Origin of the sequence: Streptomyces sp. LMG1-1-1.1 (assembly GCF_040815545.1) — a bacterium.
Taxonomy (GTDB): Bacteria; Actinomycetota; Actinomycetes; order Streptomycetales; family Streptomycetaceae; genus Streptomyces.
The window spans coordinates 235,628-258,743 of the sequence record NZ_JBFPNH010000054.1 but is presented as its reverse complement, the minus strand read 5'-3'; the positions used below and the strand labels follow the sequence as shown (position 1 = coordinate 258,743).

Here is a 23,116-nt window from a genome sequence, read left to right as displayed (position 1 = left end):
CGATCGGGTCAGTGGGCGGTGGACCGGGCCGCGTCCTGGATCAGCTCCGCCACGGCCTTGGGATGGGACAGCATGACCAGGTGGGAGGAGTCGACCTCGACGGTCGTCATGCCGGCCCGCTCGTACCCGAAGCGCTCCACATCGGGGTTGATCGTGCGGTCGGAGGAGGCGACCAGGCCCCACGAGGGCTTGGTCCTCCACGCCGCGACGGGCGCCGCCTCCGAGAAGGCACGTGCGGCCAGCGGCCGCTGGGAGACGGCGAGCACCGCCGCGAGGTCGGGGTCGACGTCCGCCGCGAACAGGGCGGGGAACTTCTCGATCTCCACCGAGACGTCGGTGCCGGTCTCGGTGGAGCCGGCCACCGGGAACGGGGTGTGGACGAGCGCGTCCGCGAGACCCGAGTCGGGGAAGCGACCCTGCAGCTCGCCCAGGCTCTCCCCCTCCTCCAGCGCGTATCCCGCGAGGTACACCAGGGCCCGGACGTTGTCCTCCGTCCCGGCGAGGGTGATGACGGCGCCCCCGTAGGAGTGCCCCACCAGGATCACGGGGCCGTCGACGGCCCGGATCACCGAGGCGATGTACGCGGCGTCGTCGACGAGGCCGCGGTTGGGCACCGCCGGCGCCACCACGTCCATGCCGGCGGCGGTCAGTTCGGGGACGACGCGGGCGAAGCCGGAGGCGTCGGCGAAGGCGCCGTGGACCAGGACGACGGTGGGGCGGGCGTGTCGGGGCATGGGGGAACTCCTCGGGGCGTGACGGGAGGGGAGGGGAGGGGAGGGGAGGGGGGGCCGGGGTGGGACCTTCAGAGCGTGCGGCGCACGCCCGCCTGGCGTTCCAGGTTGCGGAGTTGGACGCCGAGGTCTCCTTCCACGGCCAGGTGGGCCGGGCCGCTGCGGCCGATGGGCAGGACCTGCTCGCTGCGCATGTCCTCGAGCATCAGGGCGAACGCCGTGTACATCGCGACGAGCGCCACCACGAGGCCGAGCGCCCCGGACGTGCGGGTCAGCCACTCGGCGCCGGTGATGCCCGCGAGGCCGGTGGCCGCCCAGCGCGGGAGGGAGACCGCGAGGACGAACCACAGCGCGCGCTTGGGTCGGGTCACGGCGGTCATCAGGGCCCCGAAGCAGAGGAGCGCCAGGTTGAACACCCCGAGGACCCGAAGGCCGTCGGCGGCACCGGTGAGCATGATGAGCGAGTAGGGCAACCAGCTGCCGGCGAACACCGCCATCAGCGTCGCCGCGATGACGTCACGGGCGCCGAAGGCCAGGAAACTGACCAGGAGTTGAAGGACGAACGCCGGCAGCACGGTGAAGGCGACCGCGGCACGGGCCTCCTCACCGAAGATGCCGAGCTGGAGGCAGCCCGTCATCACGGACGCGATGGCGATCGTGAAGAAACCGAGCGGCATGGGTGAGGCGATGGGGTGCAGGTTGATCCGTGTCATCGACCGGAGGTCCGGCTCGAAACGGCGCCCCGGGGAGACGTCCGGCGGGGTCACCGGGGTGTCGCCGCCGTCGGCGGCGGGGGAGGCGGTACTCATCGCGCGGTCTCTTTCAGTGGTCGAAGCAGGGGTCGACGAAGGACGGCGTCGTCTCGGGGACGGAGCCGCGGGCGACGCGCCACCGGCGGTGCTGCTCGGACTCGGCGACGGCCTCGGCCACGAGCGACGCCTGGTGGGCGCCGCTCTGGTAGCCGCCGAAGCGGGCCACCGGGCTCCACTCGGGGCTCACCGGCGGAACGGCCTCGTCGAGACCCTCGTACTCCGCGGTCGCGTAGACGATGCGGCCGCCGACGACGGTCAGGACGGACTCGATGTCGGGGATGACGTCCTCGGGCACGGTGAGGAAGTCGTCGGACAGGATCGCGAGGTCGCCGTACGAGCCTTCTCGCAGGGTTCCCTTGACGTCCTGTTCGCCGGTGAGCCGCGCTCCGCCCCGGGTGTAGAGGCCGAGGGCGGTCTCCCGGTCGAGCAGGTTCCCGGCCGGGTAGAGCGCGGTGCCGCCGACGGTGCGCCCGGTGACCAGCCAGTGGAGGGCGACCCAGGGGTTGTACGAGGAGACGCGGGTGGCGTCGGTTCCGGCGGCGACGGTCAGGCCTCGGTCGAGCATGGCCCGGACCGGCGGGGTGTGGGCGGCGGCCTCGGCACCGTAGCGGTCGCGGAAGGCGGTGCCCTGGAAGGACATGCGGTTCTGGATGGAGACGGCGCCGCCGAGGGCGGCGATCCGGTCGAGGCTGTCGGCCGAGACCGTCTCCGCGTGGTCGAAGAGCCAGCGGTTGCCGCCGGGGAAGAGCCCTTCGGCCGCGAGCTTCTCGAAGACGGCCAGGTCGCGGCGGATCGTCTCGTCGTAGGTGGCGTGCAGCCGGAAGCCCCAGCCGTTCTCCATCAGGAGACGGACGGCGCTCTCGAACTCGGTCTCGTAGCCCCCGGCGAGCTCGGGCCGGGGTTCGGAGAAGTTCTCGAAGTCGGCGGCGGCCCAGGTCAGGTTCTCGCCCGCGCCGTTCAGCCGGAGCCACTCGTCCCCGTCCCCGGGCTTCACCATCTCGGTCCACCGCTTGAGGTCGGCCAGCTCCTGACCGGCCGTCTGCGGGAAGAGGTGGTAGGCGATCCGCAGGGTCAGCTCCCCCGACCGTGCGAGGTCGACGACCGTGGCGTAGTTGTCGGGGAAGTTCTGGAACCCACCGGCCGCGTCCACCGCGGAGGTCAGCCCGAACCGGTTCAGCTCACGCAGGAAGTGGCGCGTCGACGTCCGCTTGTCGGCCTCGTCGAGGGCCGGCGCCTTAGCCAGCGTCGAATACAGGATGAGTGCGCCGGGCGCCGCGAGGAGGACGCCGTTGGGCTCGCCGTCCCGGCCCCGTACGATCTGCCCGCCGCGAGGGTCGGGGGTGTCGCGGGTGAATCCCGCGGCCTGTACGGCGGCCCGGTTCATCAGGGCGGACTGGTAGAGGTGCAGGACGAAGACGGGCGTGTCGGGTGCGGCGGCGTTCAGCTCGGCGACGGTCGGCATCCTGCGCTCGACGAACTGCTCGGCGGTCCAGCCGCCCACGACGCGGATCCACTGCCCCTTGGGGGTCCGGCCGGCCTGCTCGCGCAGCATGGCCAGGGCGTGGCGCAGGCTCCGCACCCCGTCCCAGCGCAGCTCCAGTACGTAGTTCAGGCCGCCCCGGATGACGTGCAGGTGCGAGTCGTTGAGACCGGGGACCACCCTGCGGCCGAGAGCGTCGACGACCTTGGTGCCCGGCCCGACGAGGTGGGCCAGATCGCGGTCGTCGCCGAGGGCCGCGACCCGGCCGTCGCGGATCGCGACGGCACGGGCCCCGGGCCGGTCGGGGTCACCGGTGAACACCTTCGCGTTGCGGACGAGGAGGTCGGCGTGCTCGTGCTCCCGACGCGGGGCCGGGACGAGGCCCGCCACGGGCATGCTCGTCGACGGGCCGGTCATGCGAGGGCCTTGCGGAGGGCGTCGGTGGCGAGACCGATGGCGAGTTCCGCGGCCTGCGTCTCGCGCAGCGCGTTCAGCATGACGAAGTCGTGGATGGCACCCTGGACGCGCAGGGCGGTGACGGGGACTCCGGCGGCACGGAGCTTCGCCGCGTACGCCTCGCCCTCGTCGCGCAGGACGTCCGCCTCGGCGGTGATGACCAGGGCCGGCGGCAGGCCGGTGAGCTGCTCGGTGGAGGCGCGCAGCGGGGAGGCGGTGATCCTGGCGCGCTCGGCCTCGTCGGTCGTGTACTGGTCCCAGAACCACTTCATCGCGTCGCGGCGCAGGAAGTAGCCCTCACCGAACTCGTGGTACGAGTCGGTGTCGAAGCTCGCGTCGGTGACCGGGTAGAAGAGCACCTGCTGGACGAACGTCACGTCGCCGCGCTGCTTGGCCATGAGGGTGAGGGCGGCGCTCATGTTTCCGCCGACCGAGTCGCCCGCGACGGCGATCCGCGTGCCGTCGAGGTCCTTGTGGTGGCCCTCGCGGGCGACCCACTGGGCGACGCTGTAGTTCTGCTCGATCGCCACGGGGTACCGCGCCTCGGGCGAGAGGTCGTACTCGGGGAAGACCACGGCCGCCCCGGTGCCGACCGCGAGTTCGCGGGCGAGCCGGTCGTGGGTGTGGGCGTTGCCGAAGACCCAGCCCGCGCCGTGGATGTAGAGGATGACGGGAAGAGCGCCGGTGGCGCCGCGCGGGCGGACGATCCGGGCGCGGACGTCCCCGGTCGGGCCGCCGTGGACGGTGACCCACTCCTCGTCGACCTCGGGCAGGGGCACGCCCTCGCCGCTCTGCACGCCGTCCACGGCCTTCCGGCCTTCGGCGACGGGGATCTGGTAGAGGTACGGCGGCTGGGCGGTCGCGTCGGCGAAGACCTGGGCGGCGGGTTCGAGGACCGGACGGTTCTTCATGAGGGGTCTCCTTCAGGGGATGTACGGAGGGGCACGGGTCGGGGGCTCAGCGGGTCGCCCGCACGGCGTCGAGGATCACGTCGGTGACCACGGCCGGACGGGAGACGGCCACGGCGTGCGACGCGTCCACTTCGGTGACGTGCGAGCCGGCGCGCCGGGCCATCCACCGCTCGGCGGCCGGCGGGATGTTCTTGTCGGCGGTGGCGACCAGCGCCCAGGACGGGATCGTCTTCCACGCCGCCTCCCCGGCCTTCTCCTCCAGCGCCGCGGTGGCTACCGGGCGCTGGGTCGCGGCCATGACGGCCGCTTCGGTCGTGGGGACGTCGGCGGCGAACTGCCTTTGGAAATAAGCCTGTTCGATGACCAGTTCGGTACCGGTGCCGCCGTCGGGCAGCGGGTACGACCGCGGGTTCACGGTGTCGCCGAGGGTGGAGCCGGGGAACTTGGCGGCGAGTTCACCCGCGCTCTCGCCCTTGTCCGGGGTGAACGCGGCGATGTAGACGAGAGCCTTCACACGGCTGTCGCCCACCGCGGCGCCACTGATGACGGCGCCTCCGTAGGAGTGGCCGACCAGGACGACGGGTCCGTCGACGGCGGCCAGCACGCCGCGCAGGTAAGTGGTGTCCGCGGCGAGACCGCGCAGCGGGTTGGCGGGAGCCAGGACGGGGTAGCCGGCGCGCTGCAGCCGCCTGATCGTGCCGCTCCAGCTGGAGGCGTCCGCGAACGCCCCGTGGACCAGGACGATCGTCGGCTTGGGACCGTGCCGGTCGGTTGCGGCTGCGGCCGGGCCGCCCGCGGGTGCGGCGCCGACCAGGGCGGCCAGGGTCGCGGGCAGGGCGAGGCCGAGGGTGAGGGTGCGCCTCGTGGGATGCATGGGGTTTCCTTGTCGGGATGGAGCGTTCGTCGGGTGTGGCCGGGCGGGCGGGCGGGGGAATGTGGCGGCCGGGCGGGCGGGGGAATGTGGCGGCCGGGCGGGAGGGTGCGGCGATCGGGCCGAGCGCGTACGCCGGTCAAGCGGGCCTCGGCTCAGAGGCCGTACGCCGATCGGGCCGAGCGCGTACGCCGGTCAAGCGGGGCCTGGGCTCAGAGGCCGTACGCCGGTCAAGCCGAGCGCGTACGCCGGTCAAGCGGGCCTCGACTCAGAGGCCGTACGCCCCCAGGAGGCGTAGCCAGACCTCGCTCACCGTCGGGAAGGCGGGCACGGCGTGCCAGAGGCGTTCCAGCGGGACCTCGCCCACGATGGCGACGGTGGCCGTGTGGAGGAGCTCGGTCGCCATCGGGCCGGTGAGCGTGCAGCCGACGACGACGCCGCGGGTCTCGTCGACGACGAGCTTGGCGAGGCCGCGGTAGTCGTCCGCGTGGAGCGCGGCCCCGGCGACGTCGTCGACGCGGTACTCCACCGCGCGCACCGAGAGACCCGCTTCGCGGGCCGCGCGTTCCGTGAGTCCGACGCTCGCGATCTCGGGACGGGTGAAGACGGCCTGAGGGACGGCGAATTGGTCGGCTTCCGCGCTCCACGGCTGCCGGCGGCCGGTGTCGGCCGGGCGCCCGGCGGCTCGCTCGGCGATCGCCGCCGCGCAAGCGCGGGCCTGGTACTTGGCCATGTGGGTCAGCGGCGCACGGTGGTTCACGTCGCCGACGGCATAGAGCCACTCGCCCTCGACCCCGGTGACCCGGCACGTGTCGTCGACGGGAAGCAGGCCGCCCGCCGGCAGTCCGACGGAGGCCAGGCCGAGGTCGTGGGTGCGTGGGCGCCTGCCGACGGCGGCGAGGACCTCGTCGCAGACGAGGGTGGTGCCGTCGTCGGTGTCCACGGTCACGGTGCGGGTGTCGTCGTCACGGGCGACCTGGACGGCCGACACCCCGAAGCGGATGGTGACGCCCAGATCGCCCAGACCCCGGGTGACCTCTTCGCCGGCACACGGCTCCCAGCCGGTCAGGAGGGCCTGGTCGCGTACGAGCAGGGTGACGGAGGAGCCGAGCGAGCGCCACGCGGTGGCCATCTCGCAGGCCACCACTCCCCCGCCGATGACGACGAGCCGCGCGGGCACCGCGTCCGCCGTGGTGGCCTGCCTGTTGGTCCACACGCCGATCCGGTCGACCCCCTCGACCGACGGCAGCGCGGCCTCCGTGCCGGTGCAGACCACGACCGCGCGCCGGGCCCGCAGGGTGCGGACGGTGCCGTCGTCGCCGGTCACCTCCACGCGGCGCTCACCGGCGAGCCGTCCGTGTCCCCGTACGAGCGCGACGCCCGCACCGTCGAGCCAGTCGGCCTGGCCGGTGTCGTCGCCGCGCCCGGTGAAGCGGTCGCGGCGGGCCAGGACGCGCGCCGGGTCGAGTGGCGCCGTGACCGTCTGCCGGGCCCCGTCGACCGAGCGGGCCCCCGCTCGGGCGGCGCCGGGTCGCAGCAGGGCCTTGCTCGGCACGCAGGCGCGGTAGGAGCACTCTCCGCCGACCGCCTCGGCCTCGACGACGACGGCGGTCAGCCCCGACCGGACGGTCCGGTCGGCGACGACCTCGCCGGCCGGACCGCCGCCGACCACGACGACGTCGTACGTGTCCATCAGCCGCGCACCAGAGGGGTGTCCACGAGGTGCTCGGCCAGGAACCACACCTGCGCCTCGCCGGTACGGACGACATCGGAGACGAGCAGGTCGGCGCTGCCCTCGTCGCCCTCCCCGGAGAGCCGGGCGGCGGCGTCCCGGGCGTCGATCAGGATCCGCTCGTGCGCGTCGAGGAGCCGCGACAGCATGACGGGCACCGGCTCGACGCCGTCCGGCGGCCGGGGGATCGACGTCAGCTCCGCGACGTGGCGTGGGTCGCCGACGGCGACGCCGCCGAGGCTCTGGACCCGCTCGGCCAGCGCGTCCACGATGGCCAGTTGGGCCTCCGCGTGCTTGTCCAGCATCAGGTGGAGCGAGTAGAAGGTCGCCCCGCGCATGAGCCAGTGGTGCTTCTTGTAGAGCGAATAGAGGATCTGCGTGTCGGCGAGAACGCGGTTCAGCCGCTGGCAGCCGTACATGCGGGTGTCGTGGCCGAGGCCGATCGGCAGCTGCTTGAGCGTGCCGAACGCCTGGGTCTCGGCGCCCTTCTGGTGCAGCAGCGGCTGGCCGCCGGCGTGCGAGGTCGTGAGGGTGTCCATCGAGTGCTCCTGTTCGGGAGAAAGAGGGTGGGGTGGGCCCGGCCGCCCGGTCGGGGGGTGCGCGGGCGACCGGGCCCGGTCTGTGCGTCTCGCGCTGAGCGCTCAGCGCTCGGCGGTCGCGGGGGCGGGGGGCCGGTGCAGGACGAGACGGGTGAGGAGTCCGCTGCCGAGACCGGCCGCGAGCGCGAGGGCCGCCCACCACAGCGGGTACGGCGTGAGGCCGAGGGCCGCGTCGAGGGACCAGGCACCGGGTCCGGTGGCGGCGAGCGCGGCGGCGGTGCCGATGAGGACGAGCGGGTACTCGTAGCCGTCGTTCTGCACCCAGAGACCGTGGCGCCACTTCACGGTGAGCGCGACCGTCATGACCCCGATGGCCCCGGTCGCGGCGAGCGGGGTCAGGAAGCCGGCGGCCAGGAGCAGGCCCGAGCCGATCTGACCACCGGCCGCCGCCAGGGCGGTCACGGCACCGCCGCGGAAACCGTCGGCGCGGAACTCCTCCGTACCGCCGTCGAGACCCTTGCCGCCCAGGTGCGAACTGACCTTCTGCACACCGTGGCCGGCGACGAGCAGTCCCACCAGCAGACGCAGGATCAGAATGCCGGTGTCCACGGAGGTCAGCCGGCCGCGTGCGCGCCGATGACGCTCTGCGCGTACACGACACCCAGGCCGTACGCGCCCGCGTGGGCCTTGACGATCTCCATCACCGCGCCGTACGTCTCCTGACGCGCCCAGTCGCGCTGCAGCTCCAGGAGGACCTGGACCCAGGTCACCGGGACGGCGCCGGCGGCGACCATCCGCTGCAGCGCGTGCTCGTGGGCGGCCGGGCTGACGCCACCGGAGGCGTCGGTCACGACGTACACCTCGTACCCCTGCTCCAGCGCCGAGAGCGCGGGCAGCACCAGGCAGACCTCGGTCCACAGACCCGACAGGAGGATCTTCTTGCGCCCGGTCGCCTTGACCGCCGCGACGAGCGCCTCGTCCTCCCAGGCGTTCATCGAGGTGCGGTCGACGACCTCGTTCTCGGGGAACACCTCGGCGAGCTGCGGCAGCAGGGGTCCGGAGAACGACTCGGCGGCCACCGTGGTCAGGACGGTCGGCACGTCGAAGGCCCGAGCCGCCTTGGCGAGGCCCACGGTGCTGTTGATGATCGCGGCCCGGTCGCCGCTGCCGGTGCCGAAGAACATCTGCGGCTGGTGGTCCACGAAGAGCATGACCGCGTTGTCGGGCGTGAGCAGATCCTTGCTCGGGGCAGCGTGCACCTTGGCGAGGTCGAACATGAGGGGTCCTCTCGAAGCAATCGGTAACGTGCCCGCCACGTCAGCGGCTCGGCACTTCTTCACGCTACGAGCGACCCGACCGACCTGGTTGCCCCCCGGCGCCCAGGGGTTGGCACGACAGCGCACAACCCGTCAGGTCCGCTCCTCAGGGCGAGTCCGCTTCTCAGGGCGTCGTCCGGCGGGCCCCGCCCGGGGCGTCGCGGCCTTCGGGGGCTTCGGAGTGCGGTGTGTCCAGGGGCGCGACCACGGTGAAGCGCGCTCCGCCGGGGGCGGCCAGCTCGGCCCACCGACCCGCTGTGGACGAACCCACGGGCGTGACGACCGCGCCTCCCGACCTCTTCGCGGCGGTGATCGCCGCTTCCAGGTCGGGTACGGGGAAGCTGACGTGCCAGCGGGGGCGGATCGCGGGGTCCGGCGCCTCGTCGACCACTCCGCCGCTGATGCGCGCGACCGTGTCGCGGCCGCGGCGCAGGACGACGCGGTCGTGCTCGTACGAGGCCGCGCAGCAATCCGACGCTCCCCCTGCCCAGCCCAGGACCTCGCCGTAGAAGATCGAGGCTTCGAAGGCGTCGCGCGTGTGCAGATCCAGCCGCACCGGGGCACCGCCGCGTCCCACCGACCAGTCCGGGACGACCTCGCCCTCCCAGAACCCGAAGACCGCTCCGGCGGGATCGGCGGCCAGTCCCGCACGGCCGGTGCCGAAGGCGAGGGGGCCCACGGCCATGGTCGCCCCGCGTTCACCGATCCGAGCGGCGGTGACGTCGGCATCCGCGACGGCGAAGTACGGCGTCCACGCCTCCGGCATGTCGAAGCGCTCGGCGAGTGCCCCGATACCCGCCACCGGCACCCCCTCACGCAGAGCGACCGAGAAACCGTCCCCGAGGCGGCCGCTGGGCCGGAACTCCCAGCCCAGAACTCCTGCGTAGAAGCGCTGCGCGGCAGCCAGATCCCGGGCCAGCAGGCTGACCCAGCACGGGGCGCCCGCGATCTCCTCACTCGACGTCGACACGGCCGTCGGCCCCGGATCGCTCATAGGACGGGACACCTCCACCCCGAATCCGACAAGGACATCGACCCGCCGCTCGCGTCGGGGGCTCGCCCACCCTGACACATCACCGCCATCAATACACGTGAATTGTAACGAAAACTCATATTCCCCATCTTTTGTCCGGTACGCACGGAGCGCCCACCGCAAGCGGCTCTCCCGAAGGATCTCGCCCCGGCGCGTCAGGACGGCCTTACCGGGCAGGTGCCGCACATGAACCGACTTACGGAAAGTGGACGCTCCTACTGGATGGAGACGGCCGCCCTGCCGTCCTTCCCCTCCCTCGCGGGAGCGGTGGAGGCGGACGCGGTGGTCATCGGGGCCGGTATCGCCGGTCTCAGCACGGCGTGGGAGCTCTCCCGGGCCGGGCTCGACGTCGTCGTGCTGGAGGCGGGCCGGCTCGCGGGAGGGGTCACAGGCCATACGACGGGAAAGCTCACTGCTCTCCACACCAGCGTGTACGACACGCTCCGGACCGATCACGGAGACGACGCCGCCCGCCTGTACGCGACCTCCCAGAGCGCCGCGCTACGGCACGTCGTCGAGGTGGTCGACGAACTCGGCCTCGACTGTGACCTGGAACGACGCCCGGCGCTCACCTACTGCCGGCAGCCCGAGGGCGTCGCCGCCCTGCGCGCGGAGGCGGAGGCGGCACGGGCGGCCGGCCTCACCGCCTCGTTCGTCACGGAGACCGGCCTGCCCTTTCCCGTCGCCGGCGCCGTCAGGGTGGAGGACCAGGCCCAGTTCCACCCGCTCGCGTACCTGCGCGGGCTCGTCGACGACATCGTGGCCCGCGGCGGCCGGATCCACGAGGGCACCCGCGTCGTGGCACTCGACCGCGGGGATCCCTGCCGGCTCGACACCGACACCGGGGCCACCGTCTCCGCCCGGCACGTCGTGGTGGCCACCCACCACCCCGTCTTCGACCACACGCTGCTCGCCACGCGGCTGACTCAGCACCGCGACCTGGTGATCGCGGGCCCCCTCCCCGCCCCGCGGGACCCGGACGGCATGTACATCACGGAGGAGGACGGCAAGCGCTCCGTCCGCACGGCGCCGCTCCCGGACGGCGGACGGCTCCTGATCGTCACCGGAGAGGCGTTCAGGCCCGGCACCGGGGAGGACACCGAGGCCGGGTACGCCCGTCTCCAGAACTGGAGCAAGCAGCACTTCCCCGACGTCACGATCACCCACCGCTGGGCGGCGCAGGACAACAGCGCCACGGACACCCTCCCCCTCATCGGCGTCATGCCCACCAGCGGCGAGAACGTCTACGTCGCCACCGGCTTCGCCGGCTGGGGGATGACGGGCGGTGTCATGGCGGGGACGGTCATCGCCGCCCTCGTGCGCGGCGAGCGCGAGCCATGGACCGATCTCTACGCTCCGGGCCGCCTCGGTTCGGCCCTCCGTTCCGCGCCGGAGCTCCTCAAGGACCAGTGGGAGACGGGCAAGCACTTCGTCAAGGACCGTCTGGAGACCTTCGGCGACGGCACCGACGGGCCCGTCCGCGACCTGCGGCCGGGCGAGGGAACCGTGGTCCGCGGGAAGGGCGGTCCCTGCGCCGTGCATCGCGACGACCAGGGCGTGCTTCACGCGGTGTCCGCCGTCTGCACCCACCTCGGGTGCCTCGTCGCGTTCAACAACGCGGAACGCACCTGGGAGTGCCCCTGCCACGGCTCCCGCTTCGGCGTCGACGGCGAGATCCTTCAGGGACCGGCGCTGAGCCCTCTCGAGCCTCGGGATCCCGAAGCGTCGTGAGGTCACGTCCGTCCGTCGTCGAGGCGCGGTCGGCTTCCCGCTTCACTCCGACCGTCGTGCGTCGAAGGCGATCTCGTCCGCGCGGCAGACGGTCGCGGACATGTTGACACGCATCATCCGCAAGGCCGCCGCCGCCAGGTCCGCGTCGATGTGAGCGACCGCGTCGGCCGCCACGACCACGTCGAAGTGCCGGATGTGGGCGTCCAGAGCCGAATACAGTACGCACTGCTCGGTCACCTGTCCGCACAGGACCAGTCGCTCGGCCTTCAACTGGCCCAACAGGTAGGCCAGCGGTGTCTCGAAGAAGATCGAGTGCCGTGCCTTGACCACGAACAGCGCGTTCTCGTCGGGCGCGACCGGCTCCACCAGGTCGCGGTGGCGGCCGTCGAGGGCGGTCCTCAGGATCTCGCCGTGGTGCGAGCGCCATTCACCGAAATTGTCGTTCACGTAGATGACGGGCGAGTCGCCGGCCCGGGCCTTCCGCAGCAAGGCCGTGATCCCGGGAAGTGCCTCGCGTGCGGACGGCACCAGAGCCTCGGCGTCCTCGTGCGCGTACGTGTTGAGCATGTCGACCACGATGAGTGCTGTAAGGGCCATGGGAGCCGCCATCTCTCGTCTCGTGCCGCTGTCGGCTGGAGCGGAGGCCGAGCCGACAGCGCCACTCGTTCGATCGGTACCCCCCCGTTCCCGAGGGGTCTCCGGAACGGCGTGACTGCTGCCGAGCGGCTCATTCGAACGCTCGAGCCCCGGTCACCAGGTCGATCAGCCCCGGCAGCCCTGCCTCGTCCAGAGCACGGCGCTGGCGCTCGGCGGGCGTGCCGAGTCGCAGGAGCCGGTGGGCGAGACCGCTCACTCCGCGGAGATCGCCGGCCTCCTCCAGGGCGGGTGTGATGTGCCGCAGGAGGTCGTACAGCACGTCTCCGCTGCGGTGCGGGCAGCCGAGGGGATCCAGCAGGATCCCGTTCAGACCGTGCCGGGCCGCGTGCCAGTTCGCGGCCTGCGCCAGCTCCGGCGCCACCACCGGCAGGGGCGTACCGGCCTTCTCCTCCGCGATCGCCGTGGCCACCAGCCCCCGGACGATACCGGCGAACATGACGGCGTCGTCGGCCCGAAGCTGGACGTCGAGGCAGCGCACCTCGACCGTGGGGTAGCGGTCGGACAGCCGCGCCTGCCAGTAGACCTGCCCCCGGTCGGCGATCATCCCCGAGGCCACCAACCGCTCGATGCGCTCCTCGTAGTCGCAGACCCCGTCGAAGTGCGGCGGAGGACCGCTGACGGGCCAGCGGCCGAACAGGATGGTGCGCCAACTCGCGAACCCGGTGTCCCGACCGTCCCACAGGGGCGAGTTCGCGGACATCGCCAGCAGGGTGGGCAGCCACCCCCGGATCCGGTTCAGCACCGCCACGCCCGTCTCCGGATCGGGCACTCCTACGTGCACGTGCATCCCGCAGATCAGCTGCTCGTCGACCAGCTGGCGAGCCTCGCCCTCCATCCTCAGGTAGCGCGGTGTGGGGGTCACGGGTACGGGCAGGCCGCCGCGCAACGGCGCCGCCCCCGTGGCGGCGACCCGGCAGCCGCTCGTCTCGGCGGCAGCGGCGACCGCGTGGCGCAGCCGCAGCAGGTGGCCCCCCACTTCGTCGAGGCTCCAGCACACCGGCGTGGCCACCTCGATCTGGGCCTGCAAGAGTTCGTCCTGGATCTCGACGCCCTCCGCGAAGGGGCCGAGCCCTGCCACGCGGCGCACCGCCTCCACCACCGGGGCCGGGACGCCCGTCACCGGGTCCACCAGCAGGTATTCCTCCTCCACGCCCACAGTGATCACACCTTGCGCCTACCCAGGCACCTCATGATCACCCGTCCCCGATTCCCCTCGCGGGCGGCGATTCCCCTCAGGGGCGGCCCGAACGGCTGCGGGCACGTCCGTCACGACTCCCGGCGTTCCCGACGGCAACGCCCCCCTCGGCAAATGTCGCGAAGGGCCGTTTCGGACACCTCGGCAGCGGACAGCCGCCGGGCATCGTGCGTATCGGATGGACGCCGTCGACCGTGCGTCCCTCCACCCTTGGCAGCTCGCCGGAGGTGAACGTCATGACCGGACCCAGCAACCCCGACCCGAACCCGGATCCCTGGAACCCCGCCGAGGACGGATCCGGGCCTGGCACGACTCCGCCGGCGGAGTCGGGTACGAGCACGGGCACCGGCCCGTACCGCCCACCGCGGCGGGGCTGGGCAGCAGGCCCCCTGCTGATCATCTGTTCCCTGGCCGTCGTGCTCGCCCTGTTCTTCCTCGTGTACGCGATCATCCTCGCCACCGACTGACCCGGCCCCCGGCGCTCACCCCGGGCGTCGTCGCTCACTCCAGGCGCCGGCGGTCCTCCTCCGTCCATTTCCGCGTGTCCCTGGGCTCGACATAGGGCTCTTCGTCCTTGGGGTGGCCGCCGGCGATGGCGCGCTGGCGAGTCATCTCGGCGTCGAACTCCAAGCCGAGGAGGATGGCCAGGTTGGTGATCCACAGCCACGCCAGAAAGATGATCACACCGGCCACGGCGCCGTACGTCTTGTTGTACGAGCCGAAGTTCGCCACGAAGAACGCGAAACCCGCCGAGGCGATCATCCAGAGGACGAGCGCGAGGAAGCTGCCCGGCGTGACCCACCTGAAGCCGCGGCCCTTCGCGTTCGGTGCGGCCCAGTACAGGAGGGCGATCATCGTGGTGGCGAGGAGCACCAGGACCGGCCACTTCACGATCGACCACACCGTCATCGCCGTGTCCCCGACCCCGAGGGCATCACCGGCCTGCTGTGCCAGGCCGCCGGTGAACACCACGATCAGCGCGCTGGCCACGAGCAGGATCATGAGCGTCACCGTCAGGGCAAGGCGCAGGGGGAGGATCTTCCATACGGGACGGCCCTCCGGCATGTCGTAGACGGCGTTCGATGTCCGAATGAACGCCGCGATGTATCCGGAGGCCGACCAGACGGCGAGGACCAGGCCGACGACGGCTGTGACGGATCCCAGTCCGCTGTTGCCCTGTAGCTGCTGCACCGCGTCGGTGATCACGTCACGTGCGGGGCCGGGTGCAAGTTTCTGGAGGTTCTCCAGCACTTGCTTGATGGCCGACTCGCCCACGATCCCCAGAATGCTCACGAGTACGAGGATGGCCGGGAAGATGGCCAGGACGCCGTAGTAGGTCAGGGCCGCTGCGCGGTCGATCAGCTCGTCTTCCTTGAACTCCTTCAGGGTGCCGCGCAGCACGGCCTTCCAGGATTCTCCGGGCATCTGCGAGAGCTTGTCCGGCGCCCTCTCCTCGACCAGGCTGGACGGCCCCTCCGTGCCGGACCCGCCGGTGCCGGGCTCTCGGTCCCCTCGCTCAGGATTCGTCGTCGGTTTCATGACCTACGACTCACCGCCGACGGTGATTCCATGCGGCACGCGGGCTCGGTAGGGCGACCGCGGGGAATCACGGCGCCCGGCACGAAATACCCGACCGCGTCTCGTGAGGTGCGGGTCGATGCGGGTAGCCGCACCCTGACAACAGCACCCCATCGACGAAGGGATTCATCATGCCTCGAGGTTCCAGCCCGAAGCGCGAGCGCCAGTACGAGCACATCAAGGAGTCCGGCGAGAAGCGCGGTATGTCGGAGAGCCGCGCCGAGGAGATGGCTTCGCGCACGGTCAACAAGGAGCGCGCCCGGTCGGGAGAGAGCAAGACGGCCAGCCGCAGCTCCACGCAGGGGAAGTCCGCCTCGCAGCGGGGTGGCCAGAAGTCCGGAGGGGGCGGGGGCTCCTCCGAACGGACCAAGGACGAGCTCTACGAGGAGGCGAAGAAGCGCGGTATCGACGGCCGCTCGACCATGACCAAGCAGCAGCTCAAGAACGCCCTCGGCCACTGACCGGTGCATCCGACGAAGCGACTGCCCGAGAGCCGGGCCACTGGTACGACCCTGTCGCGCCCCGCGTCCATGGCCGACAGCTCGACCGCCGGCCCGGCTTCGGGCGGCCCTACGGAGACCTCCATGCCTGAGAACCCACCCGGGGCCCCCGACCCGGTGACACGCCACCCTCGACCCCCGTTCCCCGACCAGGATCAGGAGCACCCCGGCACGACGGAGGAGATGCGCCCCCGCCCTGATCACGGTGAGGACTCCTATCGGGGCCACGAGGTGCTCTCGGACCGTACGGCTGTGGTGACGGGAGGGGACTCCGGAATCGGCAGGGCCGTATGCCTGGCATTCGCCAGGGAGGGAGCGGACGTCGTCTTCACCCACCTTGCCGAAGAGACCGAGGAAGCCGTCGAGACCGCACGCCTCGTCCGCGACGCCGGCCGGACGGCGGTGCCCGTCCTGTGCGACATCCGTGACGAGAGCCAATGCGCGGCCTTGGTCGACCGTGCCGTGGAAGAGCTGGGGCGAGTGGACATCCTCGTCAACAACGCCGCCTACCAGATGTCCCAGCCCGACGGGATCGAGGCGATCACCACGGAGCAGTTCGACCGGGTGATGAAGACCAACCTGTACGGAATGTTCTGGCTCACGCGCAGGGTCCTGGCCCATATGCCACGGGGCGGGTCGATCATCAACACCACCTCGGTGCAGGGCTACCAGCCCAGCCCCCACCTCCTCGACTACGCGATGACGAAGTCGGCGATCATCTCCTTCACCCACGGCCTGGCCCAGATGCTCGCCGAACGCGGCATCCGCGTCAACGCCGTCGCCCCCGGACCCGTGTGGACGCCGCTCATCCCCGCGACGATGCCGGACACGACGAAGTTCGGCACGCAATCCCCGCTGGGCCGCCCCGCCCAACCGGCGGAGATGGCACCCGCCTATGTCTTCCTGGCCTCACCCCAGGCGAGCTACATCACCGGCGAGATCGTCAACGCCACCGGCGGCACCCCCCTGCCCTGACGTGCGGCCCGATCAGGCGACGTCGGGGACCTCGGGTCAGCTCACCCGCCCCCGAGCCTCCAGTGGCGTCGCCGGCCCTCCGGGGCGTCCAGGCTGTTCGGCCTTGTCCGGGCCGAAGCACGTGCCCCCTCCGGGCGGGGCGGGGCCCCGTCCCGCGCGCACTCCGGGATCCGGCGCCGGAGTCGCGCGGGACGCCGTCGGATAGGGTCCTGATCGCCGATGGCCCGAGCGAGGAGTACGGGTATGTCTTACAGAGAGCCGCCGCTCGACGGTGCGACGACCGCAACGGCCGGCAGCGGCCCGGCGGACGAACGGATCCACCGCATACGGCGGCGCCTGGAAAGGCTCATCGGCGTCGCGGCGACCGAGGGCAACGCCGTACGTCCCCTGCGCAACGGGGACGAGATCTTCGCCGCGATGCTGGACGCGATCGGCAGTGCCCGTCACACCGTCGACATGATGACCTTCGTCTACTGGCGGGGCGACATCGCGCGGCGTTTCGCCGTGGCCCTGTCCGACCGGGCGCGTGCGGGTGTACGGGTGAGGCTGCTGCTGGACGGCTTCGGCAGCCGCCTGATAGAGCGGGACCTGCTGGACCGGATGAGCGGGGCCGGAGTCGAGATCGCCTGGTTCCGCAAGCCCCTCTACCTCTCGCCGCTCAAGCAGAACCACCGCTGCCACCGCAAGGTCCTCGTGGTCGACGAGCAGACCGCTTTCACCGGCGGCGTCGGGATCGCCGAGGAATGGTGCGGTGACGCGCGCAACCCCGACGAGTGGCGGGACACGCACGTAGAGGTCCGAGGTCCCGCCGTGGACGGCATCGCCGCCGCCTTCGCCCAGAACTGGGCCGAATGCCACGCGGAACTCTTCGACGAGCGCGACCGGTTCGTGAGCCACCGCCCGAGCGGGAACGCCATCGTGCAGGTCGTCCGCGGCTCGGCCAGCTTCGGCTGGCAGGACATGCAGACCCTGATGCGCGTGATCCTCGAATCGGCCGAGGAACGGATCCGTCTGGCGACCGCCTACTTCGCCCCCGACACCTACTTCGTCGACCTGCTCTGCGCGACGGCCCGGCGCGGCGTGGAGGTCGAGATCCTGCTGCCCGGCCCCCACACCGACAAGCGCGTCTGCCAACTGGCGGGACAGCACCACTACGAGGCGCTGATCGCCTGCGGCGTGCGCATCCACCAGTACCAGCCGACCATGATGCACGCGAAGGTCGTCACCATGGACGGCGTCGTGTCCCTCATCGGCTCCACGAACTTCAACCGCCGCTCCCTCGACCACGACGAGGAGGTCATGCTCGCCGTCATGGACGCCGAGTTCACCGCCGCCCTCGACGCGCACTACGACGAGGACATCGAGCTCAGTGAACCGATCCGCCCGGGCCGCTGGAAGCGGCGCTCGCTGCTGCAGCGCGCCCGGGAGACCGCGGTGCTCCCCATCCGCCGCTACCTGTAGGAGAAGGCGGTCCCGGCCTCCGTCGGCGCCTCGCCGGTTCGTTCTCCGGTGCGTGCGAGCACCGCGTTGAACTGCGCGCCGGCGAGCAGGGCCAGGTTGCCGAACCACAGCCACACGAGGAAGACGACGACCCCTGCGAGCGAACCGTAGAGGCGGCTGTAGGTCCCGAACTGCGTGTAGAGGGTGAAGAGCGCCGAAGCGCCGAGCCAGAGGAAGGCCGCCAGGGCGCCGCCCGGAAACCCCCGGCGCGTGCCGCGGGCTTGGGCGGGTCCGGTCCGGTAGAGGACGAGGATCAGCGCCGTGACGATCACCAGGAGCACCGGCCACCGCAGGATCGCCATGGCGTCCGTGCCCGAGTAGCCCGCGGCCGCCGCGAGCCGACGGGCCACGGGGCCGGTCGCGACGAGGCTCGCGGTGCCCGCGACGAGCAGGGCCAACAGCACGCCGGCGGTGAGGACGAGGACGTGGGCCGCACGCAGCGGCGGCCGCGTGTCGGGCAGCCGGTGCATCGCGTGCAGGGCGCGGCGGAAGACCGCCAAGTAGCTGCAGGCCGACCACAGCGCGCTCAGAACGCCGCTGACGAGCAGCGCCCACAGGGAGGACGGCGCCGAGGTGAGGCCTTCCAAAGCCTCTCGCAGCACCTGAGCCGACTGGGGAGGGGCGTAGGAGGTGAGGTCGCGGATCAGGCGCTCGCGGGTGTCGTTCCCGGCCAGTCCCACCAGGGAGACCGAGACGAGCAGGGCGGGCACGAGCGCCAGCACCGCGTAGTAGGTGAGGGCAGCCGCGTAGTCGGCGATGTTGTCGTCCCAGAGGCGTACGGCGGTGTTCCGCAGGTTCGCGCGTGCGCGTCTCAGCGGCTCGACGACCCGGTTTCCCGGAGTGGTCCGGCGCGTGCGGAGAGTGTTCGATGTCACGCTGCCCTCCTGCCCGGCGTCACCGCTCTCACCCTCCGTTCCCTCGGCCGCCGTCGACGGCGTTCGCTCCGCCCGGCCGAGCATCAGCCGTCTGCTCCCCCTACAGCGGAGGCATGAGGGCCGCGGAGAGGGGCAGCCGAGGTGCGGAACCCCTGTGGAATCGAACGAGGAGAGTCTGATGCCCAGCACCCCCGAGCCGGAGCTTCCCGACCCCGTCCCGGCGACGCGCGACGCCGTCACGCCGGACCTGCCCACGCCGGGGCCGGAGGCCCCGGACGTCCCGGGCGCAGGAGGCGAGCGCCCCCGGACCGACGAAGCCGAGGAAGACGGTGAGCGGCAGAAGGACACCGGCGAACAGGGCGAGGACCGTCCCGTTGCCGGCCCGGGTACTCCGGCACCCCAGGAACAGACCGATTAGGTCGTGTCCGACGGGTCGCGGTTGGGCCCTGAGCGAGCGCCTGCTGCGTGCTGCGTACTGCGTACGGAACGGCCCGGCGGGCGCATGACCCGCGCCCGGCAGGTAACACGGCCTCAATGACGAACTCACACGAGACGGGAGCCAGGCCGGGGCGGCTGCTCCTGCTGCTGCCCGTGCAGGCGGCCGTGGTCGCCGCGCTGGGGCTGCTGGTGACCGGCCCCCTCGCACACCACTGGCCGCTGTCGGCGGAGGACGGTGTCAACCGGGCCCTCGCCGACCGTCGCACCCCCTTCGCCACCGCGCTCACCGACGGGGCGTCCCTGCTGGCCGGCACGGAGAGCGTGATCGCCCTCACTCTCATGTGCACGGCCGTCCTGCTCCTGGTGCCCCATGTGCCCCGATGGCGGGAGGCGGCGTTCCTCGCCGTGGCGGTGGCCGCGCAGTCCGCCGTCTTCCTGCTCGTCACCCTCGTCGTGAGCCGCGAACGCCCCGAGGTGCCCCACCTGGACCCGGCGCCGCCGACCTCCAGCTTCCCCTCCGGCCACGTCGGGGCCTCCGTCGCCCTCTTCGGGGGACTGGCCGTCCTCGCGTCCCGGCGCCTGCGGGGCGCTCGGCGACACCTCTTGGTGGGGCTGCTCCTCGTGATCCCGGTGCTCGTGGCGTTCTCCCGGGCGTACCGCGGCATGCACCACACCTCCGACGTGGTGGCGGGACTGCTGAACGGGGCCTGCACGCTGGCCCTCGTGGCTGCCGCCCTGCTGCCGCGCCCACGGGAGGAGGCGGCACCGCCCGCCCCGGGCCCGTCCGCCCACGGCGCGCGGCGGGCCGTGGTGGTGCGCCACCCGCGCGCGTGCGGCGACGGGACCGCCGCCCGGGTACGGGCCCTGCTGCACGAGCACGGGTACGCGGAGCAGCAGTGGACGGAGACGACGGCCGGGGATCCGTCCGGTGCCCTGTCCTCGTGCCTGGGCGTAACGGACACCGACCTGGTCGTCGTCTGCGGCGGGGACGGCACCGTACGCGCGTGCGCCGACGTGGTGTCCGGGACCGGGATCCCCCTGGCGATCGTCCCCTGCGGCACCGGGAACCTCCTCGCCCGCAACCTGCGGCTGCCGACCGAGCCCGTAACCGCTCTGCGGGAGGCCCTCCTCGGACGGGCCGTCGGGCTCGACGTGGGACGGATTCGGGGCGACGGGATCGCGCCGACCCGGTTCGCGGTCATGGCGGGTGCCGGGTTCGACGCCGCCATGGTCCGGGACGCCTCGGCGGGGCTCAAGGAGAGCCTGGGCTGGGCCGCGTACCTGGTCTCGGCCGTACGGCATCTGGGGGACGCCCGGATGCGGCTGTCGATCCGGCTGGACGGGGGCGCCCCGTTGGAGCGGCGGGCCCGCATGGTCGTCATCGGCAACGTCGGGACCCTTCAGGGCGGGTTGCCGCTGCTGCCGGAGGCCCGGCCCGACAGCGGCAGGCTGGAGGTCGTCCTGCTCGACCCGCGCGGGCTGACCGGCTGGCTCGCCGCCGCCGGGTACCTCGTCTCGCGCCTACCTGGCGGACGGCGGCAGCGTGCGTCCGGCGCGGGGGAACGGACCCTCGCGCACGGCGCGCTGGAGTACTTCGCCGCGGCCCGGATCGACCTCCGCTTCGCCCGGCCCCAGCCGCGCGAACTCGACGGTGACGTCTTCCCCGCGGGCACCCGGCTGACCGCGGAGGTCGAGCCGGGGGCGCTGCGGGTGTGCCTGCCGGCCCCGGCGCGGGCAGGCGCCCCGGCGGAAGCCGGCCTCCCGACACGGGCGGGCATCCCGGCACGGGCAGGCGTTCCGGCACGGGCGGGCATCCCGAGACAGGCAGGCATTCCGACACGAGCAGACGATCCGGCGGGAGCGGACGCCGCGGCCCCGGCAGGCACCCCGACAGGGGCAGACGTCCCGGCGCGAGCGGGAGAGGAAGGAGGAGCCCATGGGCACCGCGACGCGCGTCCCGCAGCGCAGTGAGGTCCACGCCGTGGAGGCCGAACTGCGGCAGCAGGGGGACGCCCTGTCGGGCGAGGAGGCCTGGGCCGCGCTCCGCCACTACGGAGGCTGGGCCCTCGTACGGGACTCCTTCGTCCGGTTCCGCTACGCCGACGGGTTCAGCCACTCCCGGGCCCTCGCCCTGCAGACCGTCCTGGCGATCCTTCCGCTGGCCATCGCCGTCATCGGGCTGTCCGGAGTGCTGCACACCGAGGACATCGGGCGGATCGCCGAGCTGACGATCCGCCGGATCAGCGGCCCGAGCCAGGGCGTGGTGGACGACGCCCTGCGGGAGAGCCGGCGGCACGCCGGGGAGGGCGGCGCGGCGGCCCTCTGGCTCGGCCTGCTGTTCTCCGTCGCGAACGTCACCACGGCCATGTGCCAGGTGGAGCGCGGCGCGAACCGCATATACGGCGTGGAGCGCGACCGGCCGTTCCTCCACAAGTACGCCCGTGGGCTGGTGATGGCGGTGCTGGCCGGAGTGCCCCTCGGCCTGAGCTTCTGCGTCACCGTCCTCGGATCCGACCTGAACCGGGCCCTGATCGAGGTCTACCACCTGGAGCCGGCCACCGCCCGCGTGTGGGACATGCTGCGCTGGCCCCTGGGGATCCTGTTGGCGGTGATCGCCACCAGTGCCGTCTTCCGCCGCTCGCCCCGGCGGGCCCAACCGGGCTACACCTGGCTCGCCTTCGGTGCCGCCGTCCATCTGCTGCTGTGGCTGGGCGCGACGTGGGCCTTGAGCCTGTACGTCGGCTCCGGAGGCTCCTTCACCACCGTGTACGGGCCGCTGAGCGCGTTCATGGCGCTGCTGTTGTGGTCGTACCTCACCTCGCTCGCGCTGTTCCTGGGCCTTTCCTTCGCCGCCCAGCTGGAGGCCGTACGGGCGGGGGTGGCGACACCGATCACCGAGGACCCCGGGGTCTGAGCCGACCGGTCCTCCCGACCTCTCCGACGGAAAGGAACCGTACCGACCATGAGCGAGCGTTCCACCCGGACATGGCGGCACCGTCTCGGACGGCTCGTGACCGGCCGCGGCGGGCCGGACACGCGGTTCGGCGCGCGGTTGGCGGCGGGCGCGGCCCTCACCGCCCTGGCGGCCGTGCCGTTCTCCCTCGCCCTGGTGCTGGTGGAGTCGCACTGGGCCCCGCTGCACCGTCTCGACCAGGACGTGGCCGAGCGGCTGCACCGCTCCGCACTCGGCAGTCCGGCCTGGGTACGGGTGCTCGACTTCCTCACGCACGTCGCGTGGGGGCCGCTGACCATGCGGCTGCTTGTGGCCGGGGCGGTGGTGTGGCTCCTGTGGCGGCGGGCGTTCCGTCTCGCCGCCTGGGCGGCCGTCACCGCGACGACCGGCGGGCTGGTGGGGCTGCTGGTCAAGAACGTGGTCGAGCGTGCCCGGCCGCACCTGCCGGACCCCGTCGCCCACGCGCCCGGCTTCTCCTTCCCCTCCGGGCACGCCATGACGGCCACCACCTCCTGCGCCGTCCTGCTGCTGGTCCTGCTCCCCCTGGTCCCGCGTGCCTGGCGGCCGCTCCCGTGGGTCCTGGCGACGGTGGCGGTGCTCGGCGTGGGCTACACGCGGGTCGCGCTCGGGGTGCACTGGGTGAGCGACGTGGTCGGGGGCTGGCTGCTGGGACTTGCGGTGGTGACCGCGACCACGCTCGCCTTCGAAGCGTGGCGCGCCGACATCGGCCGCTCCCGCACCACCCCCACCGAAGGCCTGGAGCCCGAGATCGTGACGGACTCCCCGGAGCCGATGGGCCGGCCCGGCTCCCGATGACACGGGGCCGCGCCCGC

The 23,116-nt window shown here is 72.4% G+C and carries 23 protein-coding genes; 9 read left to right on the top strand and 14 right to left on the bottom strand.

Features of this window, described 5'->3' with window-relative positions:
• Positions 1-8 precede the first annotated feature (8 nt).
• From MRBLMG1_RS29040 to MRBLMG1_RS28995, 10 genes are all read right to left on the bottom strand, one after another.
• A complete protein-coding gene (locus MRBLMG1_RS29040) occupies positions 9-734 on the bottom strand; it encodes an alpha/beta fold hydrolase (RefSeq protein WP_367827104.1) in 726 nt (241 codons plus the stop codon).
• A 68-nt stretch (positions 735-802) separates the two neighbouring features.
• Positions 803-1,540 (bottom strand): GPR1/FUN34/YaaH family transporter, encoded by a 738-nt coding sequence (locus MRBLMG1_RS29035; RefSeq protein WP_367827103.1) that lies wholly within the window; start codon positions 1,538-1,540, stop codon positions 803-805.
• Positions 1,541-1,553: 13 nt separating this feature from the next.
• Positions 1,554-3,440, bottom strand: a complete 1,887-nt coding sequence (locus MRBLMG1_RS29030; protein ID WP_367827102.1) for an amidohydrolase — start codon at positions 3,438-3,440, stop codon at positions 1,554-1,556.
• Entirely contained in the window at positions 3,437-4,390 is a 954-nt protein-coding gene (locus MRBLMG1_RS29025; protein ID WP_367827101.1) for an alpha/beta hydrolase, read from the bottom strand. Before MRBLMG1_RS29025 ends, MRBLMG1_RS29030 begins: the two co-directional genes overlap by 4 nt.
• 46 nt (positions 4,391-4,436) lie before the next feature.
• Positions 4,437-5,264, bottom strand: a complete 828-nt coding sequence (locus MRBLMG1_RS29020; RefSeq protein ID WP_367827100.1) for an alpha/beta fold hydrolase — start codon at positions 5,262-5,264, stop codon at positions 4,437-4,439.
• Positions 5,265-5,529: 265 nt separating this feature from the next.
• A complete protein-coding gene (locus MRBLMG1_RS29015) occupies positions 5,530-6,954 on the bottom strand; it encodes a dihydrolipoyl dehydrogenase family protein (protein ID WP_367827099.1) in 1,425 nt (474 codons plus the stop codon).
• The gene (locus MRBLMG1_RS29010) at positions 6,954-7,532 is read right to left on the bottom strand and encodes a Dps family protein (RefSeq protein ID WP_367827098.1); all 579 of its coding nucleotides are present in this window, start codon (positions 7,530-7,532) and stop codon (positions 6,954-6,956) included. The genes MRBLMG1_RS29015 and MRBLMG1_RS29010 overlap by 1 nt, the downstream gene beginning before the upstream one ends.
• 102 nt (positions 7,533-7,634) lie before the next feature.
• Positions 7,635-8,141 (bottom strand): DoxX family protein, encoded by a 507-nt coding sequence (locus MRBLMG1_RS29005; RefSeq protein ID WP_367827097.1) that lies wholly within the window; start codon positions 8,139-8,141, stop codon positions 7,635-7,637.
• A 5-nt stretch (positions 8,142-8,146) separates the two neighbouring features.
• Positions 8,147-8,809 (bottom strand): hydrolase, encoded by a 663-nt coding sequence (locus tag MRBLMG1_RS29000; protein WP_367827096.1) that lies wholly within the window; start codon positions 8,807-8,809, stop codon positions 8,147-8,149.
• 163 nt (positions 8,810-8,972) lie between these two features.
• Positions 8,973-9,842 (bottom strand): VOC family protein, encoded by an 870-nt coding sequence (locus tag MRBLMG1_RS28995; protein WP_367827095.1) that lies wholly within the window; start codon positions 9,840-9,842, stop codon positions 8,973-8,975.
• A gap of 225 nt (positions 9,843-10,067) precedes the next feature.
• On the opposite strand from MRBLMG1_RS28995, the gene MRBLMG1_RS28990 reads away from it, so the two are divergent.
• Positions 10,068-11,612, top strand: a complete 1,545-nt coding sequence (locus MRBLMG1_RS28990; protein WP_367827094.1) for an FAD-dependent oxidoreductase — start codon at positions 10,068-10,070, stop codon at positions 11,610-11,612.
• A gap of 42 nt (positions 11,613-11,654) precedes the next feature.
• Here the strand turns inward: MRBLMG1_RS28990 and MRBLMG1_RS28985 are convergent, their stop codons facing one another.
• The gene (locus MRBLMG1_RS28985) at positions 11,655-12,209 is read right to left on the bottom strand and encodes a cysteine hydrolase family protein (protein WP_367827093.1); all 555 of its coding nucleotides are present in this window, start codon (positions 12,207-12,209) and stop codon (positions 11,655-11,657) included.
• A gap of 130 nt (positions 12,210-12,339) precedes the next feature.
• Positions 12,340-13,434, bottom strand: coding sequence for a carboxylate-amine ligase (locus tag MRBLMG1_RS28980; RefSeq protein WP_367827092.1), 1,095 nt, complete (start codon positions 13,432-13,434; stop codon positions 12,340-12,342).
• A gap of 266 nt (positions 13,435-13,700) precedes the next feature.
• On the opposite strand from MRBLMG1_RS28980, the gene MRBLMG1_RS28975 reads away from it, so the two are divergent.
• Positions 13,701-13,931: a DUF6480 family protein gene (locus tag MRBLMG1_RS28975; RefSeq protein ID WP_367827091.1), complete on the top strand. Its 231-nt coding sequence runs from the start codon at positions 13,701-13,703 to the stop codon at positions 13,929-13,931.
• Between the two features lie 34 nt (positions 13,932-13,965).
• Here MRBLMG1_RS28975 and MRBLMG1_RS28970 read toward each other — a convergent pair whose 3' ends face one another.
• Positions 13,966-15,003 carry a YihY/virulence factor BrkB family protein gene (locus tag MRBLMG1_RS28970; RefSeq protein ID WP_414721668.1) on the bottom strand — a complete coding sequence of 346 codons (1,038 nt, stop codon included), beginning with the start codon at positions 15,001-15,003 and terminating at the stop codon, positions 13,966-13,968.
• A gap of 170 nt (positions 15,004-15,173) precedes the next feature.
• On the opposite strand from MRBLMG1_RS28970, the gene MRBLMG1_RS28965 reads away from it, so the two are divergent.
• From MRBLMG1_RS28965 to MRBLMG1_RS28955, 3 genes are all read left to right on the top strand, one after another.
• Entirely contained in the window at positions 15,174-15,503 is a 330-nt protein-coding gene (locus MRBLMG1_RS28965) for a plasmid stabilization protein (protein WP_367827089.1), read from the top strand.
• A 123-nt stretch (positions 15,504-15,626) separates the two neighbouring features.
• A complete protein-coding gene (locus MRBLMG1_RS28960; RefSeq protein WP_367827088.1) occupies positions 15,627-16,517 on the top strand; it encodes a glucose 1-dehydrogenase in 891 nt (296 codons plus the stop codon).
• A 243-nt stretch (positions 16,518-16,760) separates the two neighbouring features.
• A complete protein-coding gene (locus MRBLMG1_RS28955) occupies positions 16,761-17,978 on the top strand; it encodes a phospholipase D-like domain-containing protein (RefSeq protein WP_367827087.1) in 1,218 nt (405 codons plus the stop codon).
• On the opposite strand, the gene MRBLMG1_RS28950 is transcribed toward MRBLMG1_RS28955, so the two are convergent.
• Complete coding sequence (locus MRBLMG1_RS28950) at positions 17,969-18,892, bottom strand: YihY/virulence factor BrkB family protein (RefSeq protein ID WP_367827086.1); 924 nt, start codon at positions 18,890-18,892, stop codon at positions 17,969-17,971. The two genes, MRBLMG1_RS28955 and MRBLMG1_RS28950, sit on opposite strands and share 10 nt — an antisense overlap.
• Positions 18,893-19,070: 178 nt before the next feature.
• On the opposite strand from MRBLMG1_RS28950, the gene MRBLMG1_RS28945 reads away from it, so the two are divergent.
• The 4 genes from MRBLMG1_RS28945 (at position 19,071) to MRBLMG1_RS28930 (ending at position 23,099) form a co-directional block, all read left to right on the top strand.
• A complete protein-coding gene (locus MRBLMG1_RS28945) occupies positions 19,071-19,310 on the top strand; it encodes a hypothetical protein (RefSeq protein ID WP_367827085.1) in 240 nt (79 codons plus the stop codon).
• Positions 19,311-19,426: 116 nt separating this feature from the next.
• Positions 19,427-21,301 (top strand): diacylglycerol kinase family protein, encoded by a 1,875-nt coding sequence (locus MRBLMG1_RS28940; protein ID WP_367827084.1) that lies wholly within the window; start codon positions 19,427-19,429, stop codon positions 21,299-21,301.
• A complete protein-coding gene (locus MRBLMG1_RS28935) occupies positions 21,267-22,244 on the top strand; it encodes a YihY/virulence factor BrkB family protein (protein ID WP_367827083.1) in 978 nt (325 codons plus the stop codon). The genes MRBLMG1_RS28940 and MRBLMG1_RS28935 overlap by 35 nt, the downstream gene beginning before the upstream one ends.
• Positions 22,245-22,292: 48 nt before the next feature.
• Positions 22,293-23,099, top strand: a complete 807-nt coding sequence (locus MRBLMG1_RS28930; protein WP_367827082.1) for a phosphatase PAP2 family protein — start codon at positions 22,293-22,295, stop codon at positions 23,097-23,099.
• Positions 23,100-23,116 lie beyond the last annotated feature (17 nt).

Coding starts and splice junctions, on each gene's coding strand:
- MRBLMG1_RS29040 (WP_367827104.1), bottom strand. CDS start 734: ATGCCCCGACACGCCCGCCCCACCGTCGTCCTGGTCCACGGCGCCTTC.
- MRBLMG1_RS28975 (WP_367827091.1), top strand. CDS start 13,701: ATGACCGGACCCAGCAACCCCGACCCGAACCCGGATCCCTGGAACCCC.
- MRBLMG1_RS29020 (WP_367827100.1), bottom strand. CDS start 5,264: ATGCATCCCACGAGGCGCACCCTCACCCTCGGCCTCGCCCTGCCCGCG.
- MRBLMG1_RS28960 (WP_367827088.1), top strand. CDS start 15,627: ATGCCTGAGAACCCACCCGGGGCCCCCGACCCGGTGACACGCCACCCT.
- MRBLMG1_RS28965 (WP_367827089.1), top strand. CDS start 15,174: ATGCCTCGAGGTTCCAGCCCGAAGCGCGAGCGCCAGTACGAGCACATC.
- MRBLMG1_RS28955 (WP_367827087.1), top strand. CDS start 16,761: ATGTCTTACAGAGAGCCGCCGCTCGACGGTGCGACGACCGCAACGGCC.
- MRBLMG1_RS28990 (WP_367827094.1), top strand. CDS start 10,068: ATGAACCGACTTACGGAAAGTGGACGCTCCTACTGGATGGAGACGGCC.
- MRBLMG1_RS29035 (WP_367827103.1), bottom strand. CDS start 1,540: ATGAGTACCGCCTCCCCCGCCGCCGACGGCGGCGACACCCCGGTGACC.
- MRBLMG1_RS29010 (WP_367827098.1), bottom strand. CDS start 7,532: ATGGACACCCTCACGACCTCGCACGCCGGCGGCCAGCCGCTGCTGCAC.
- MRBLMG1_RS28970 (WP_414721668.1), bottom strand. CDS start 15,003: ATGAAACCGACGACGAATCCTGAGCGAGGGGACCGAGAGCCCGGCACC.
- MRBLMG1_RS28940 (WP_367827084.1), top strand. CDS start 19,427: ATGACGAACTCACACGAGACGGGAGCCAGGCCGGGGCGGCTGCTCCTG.
- MRBLMG1_RS28930 (WP_367827082.1), top strand. CDS start 22,293: ATGAGCGAGCGTTCCACCCGGACATGGCGGCACCGTCTCGGACGGCTC.
- MRBLMG1_RS28935 (WP_367827083.1), top strand. CDS start 21,267: ATGGGCACCGCGACGCGCGTCCCGCAGCGCAGTGAGGTCCACGCCGTG.
- MRBLMG1_RS29030 (WP_367827102.1), bottom strand. CDS start 3,440: ATGACCGGCCCGTCGACGAGCATGCCCGTGGCGGGCCTCGTCCCGGCC.
- MRBLMG1_RS29025 (WP_367827101.1), bottom strand. CDS start 4,390: ATGAAGAACCGTCCGGTCCTCGAACCCGCCGCCCAGGTCTTCGCCGAC.
- MRBLMG1_RS28985 (WP_367827093.1), bottom strand. CDS start 12,209: ATGGCCCTTACAGCACTCATCGTGGTCGACATGCTCAACACGTACGCG.
- MRBLMG1_RS28945 (WP_367827085.1), top strand. CDS start 19,071: ATGCCCAGCACCCCCGAGCCGGAGCTTCCCGACCCCGTCCCGGCGACG.
- MRBLMG1_RS29000 (WP_367827096.1), bottom strand. CDS start 8,809: ATGTTCGACCTCGCCAAGGTGCACGCTGCCCCGAGCAAGGATCTGCTC.
- MRBLMG1_RS28995 (WP_367827095.1), bottom strand. CDS start 9,842: ATGAGCGATCCGGGGCCGACGGCCGTGTCGACGTCGAGTGAGGAGATC.
- MRBLMG1_RS29015 (WP_367827099.1), bottom strand. CDS start 6,954: ATGGACACGTACGACGTCGTCGTGGTCGGCGGCGGTCCGGCCGGCGAG.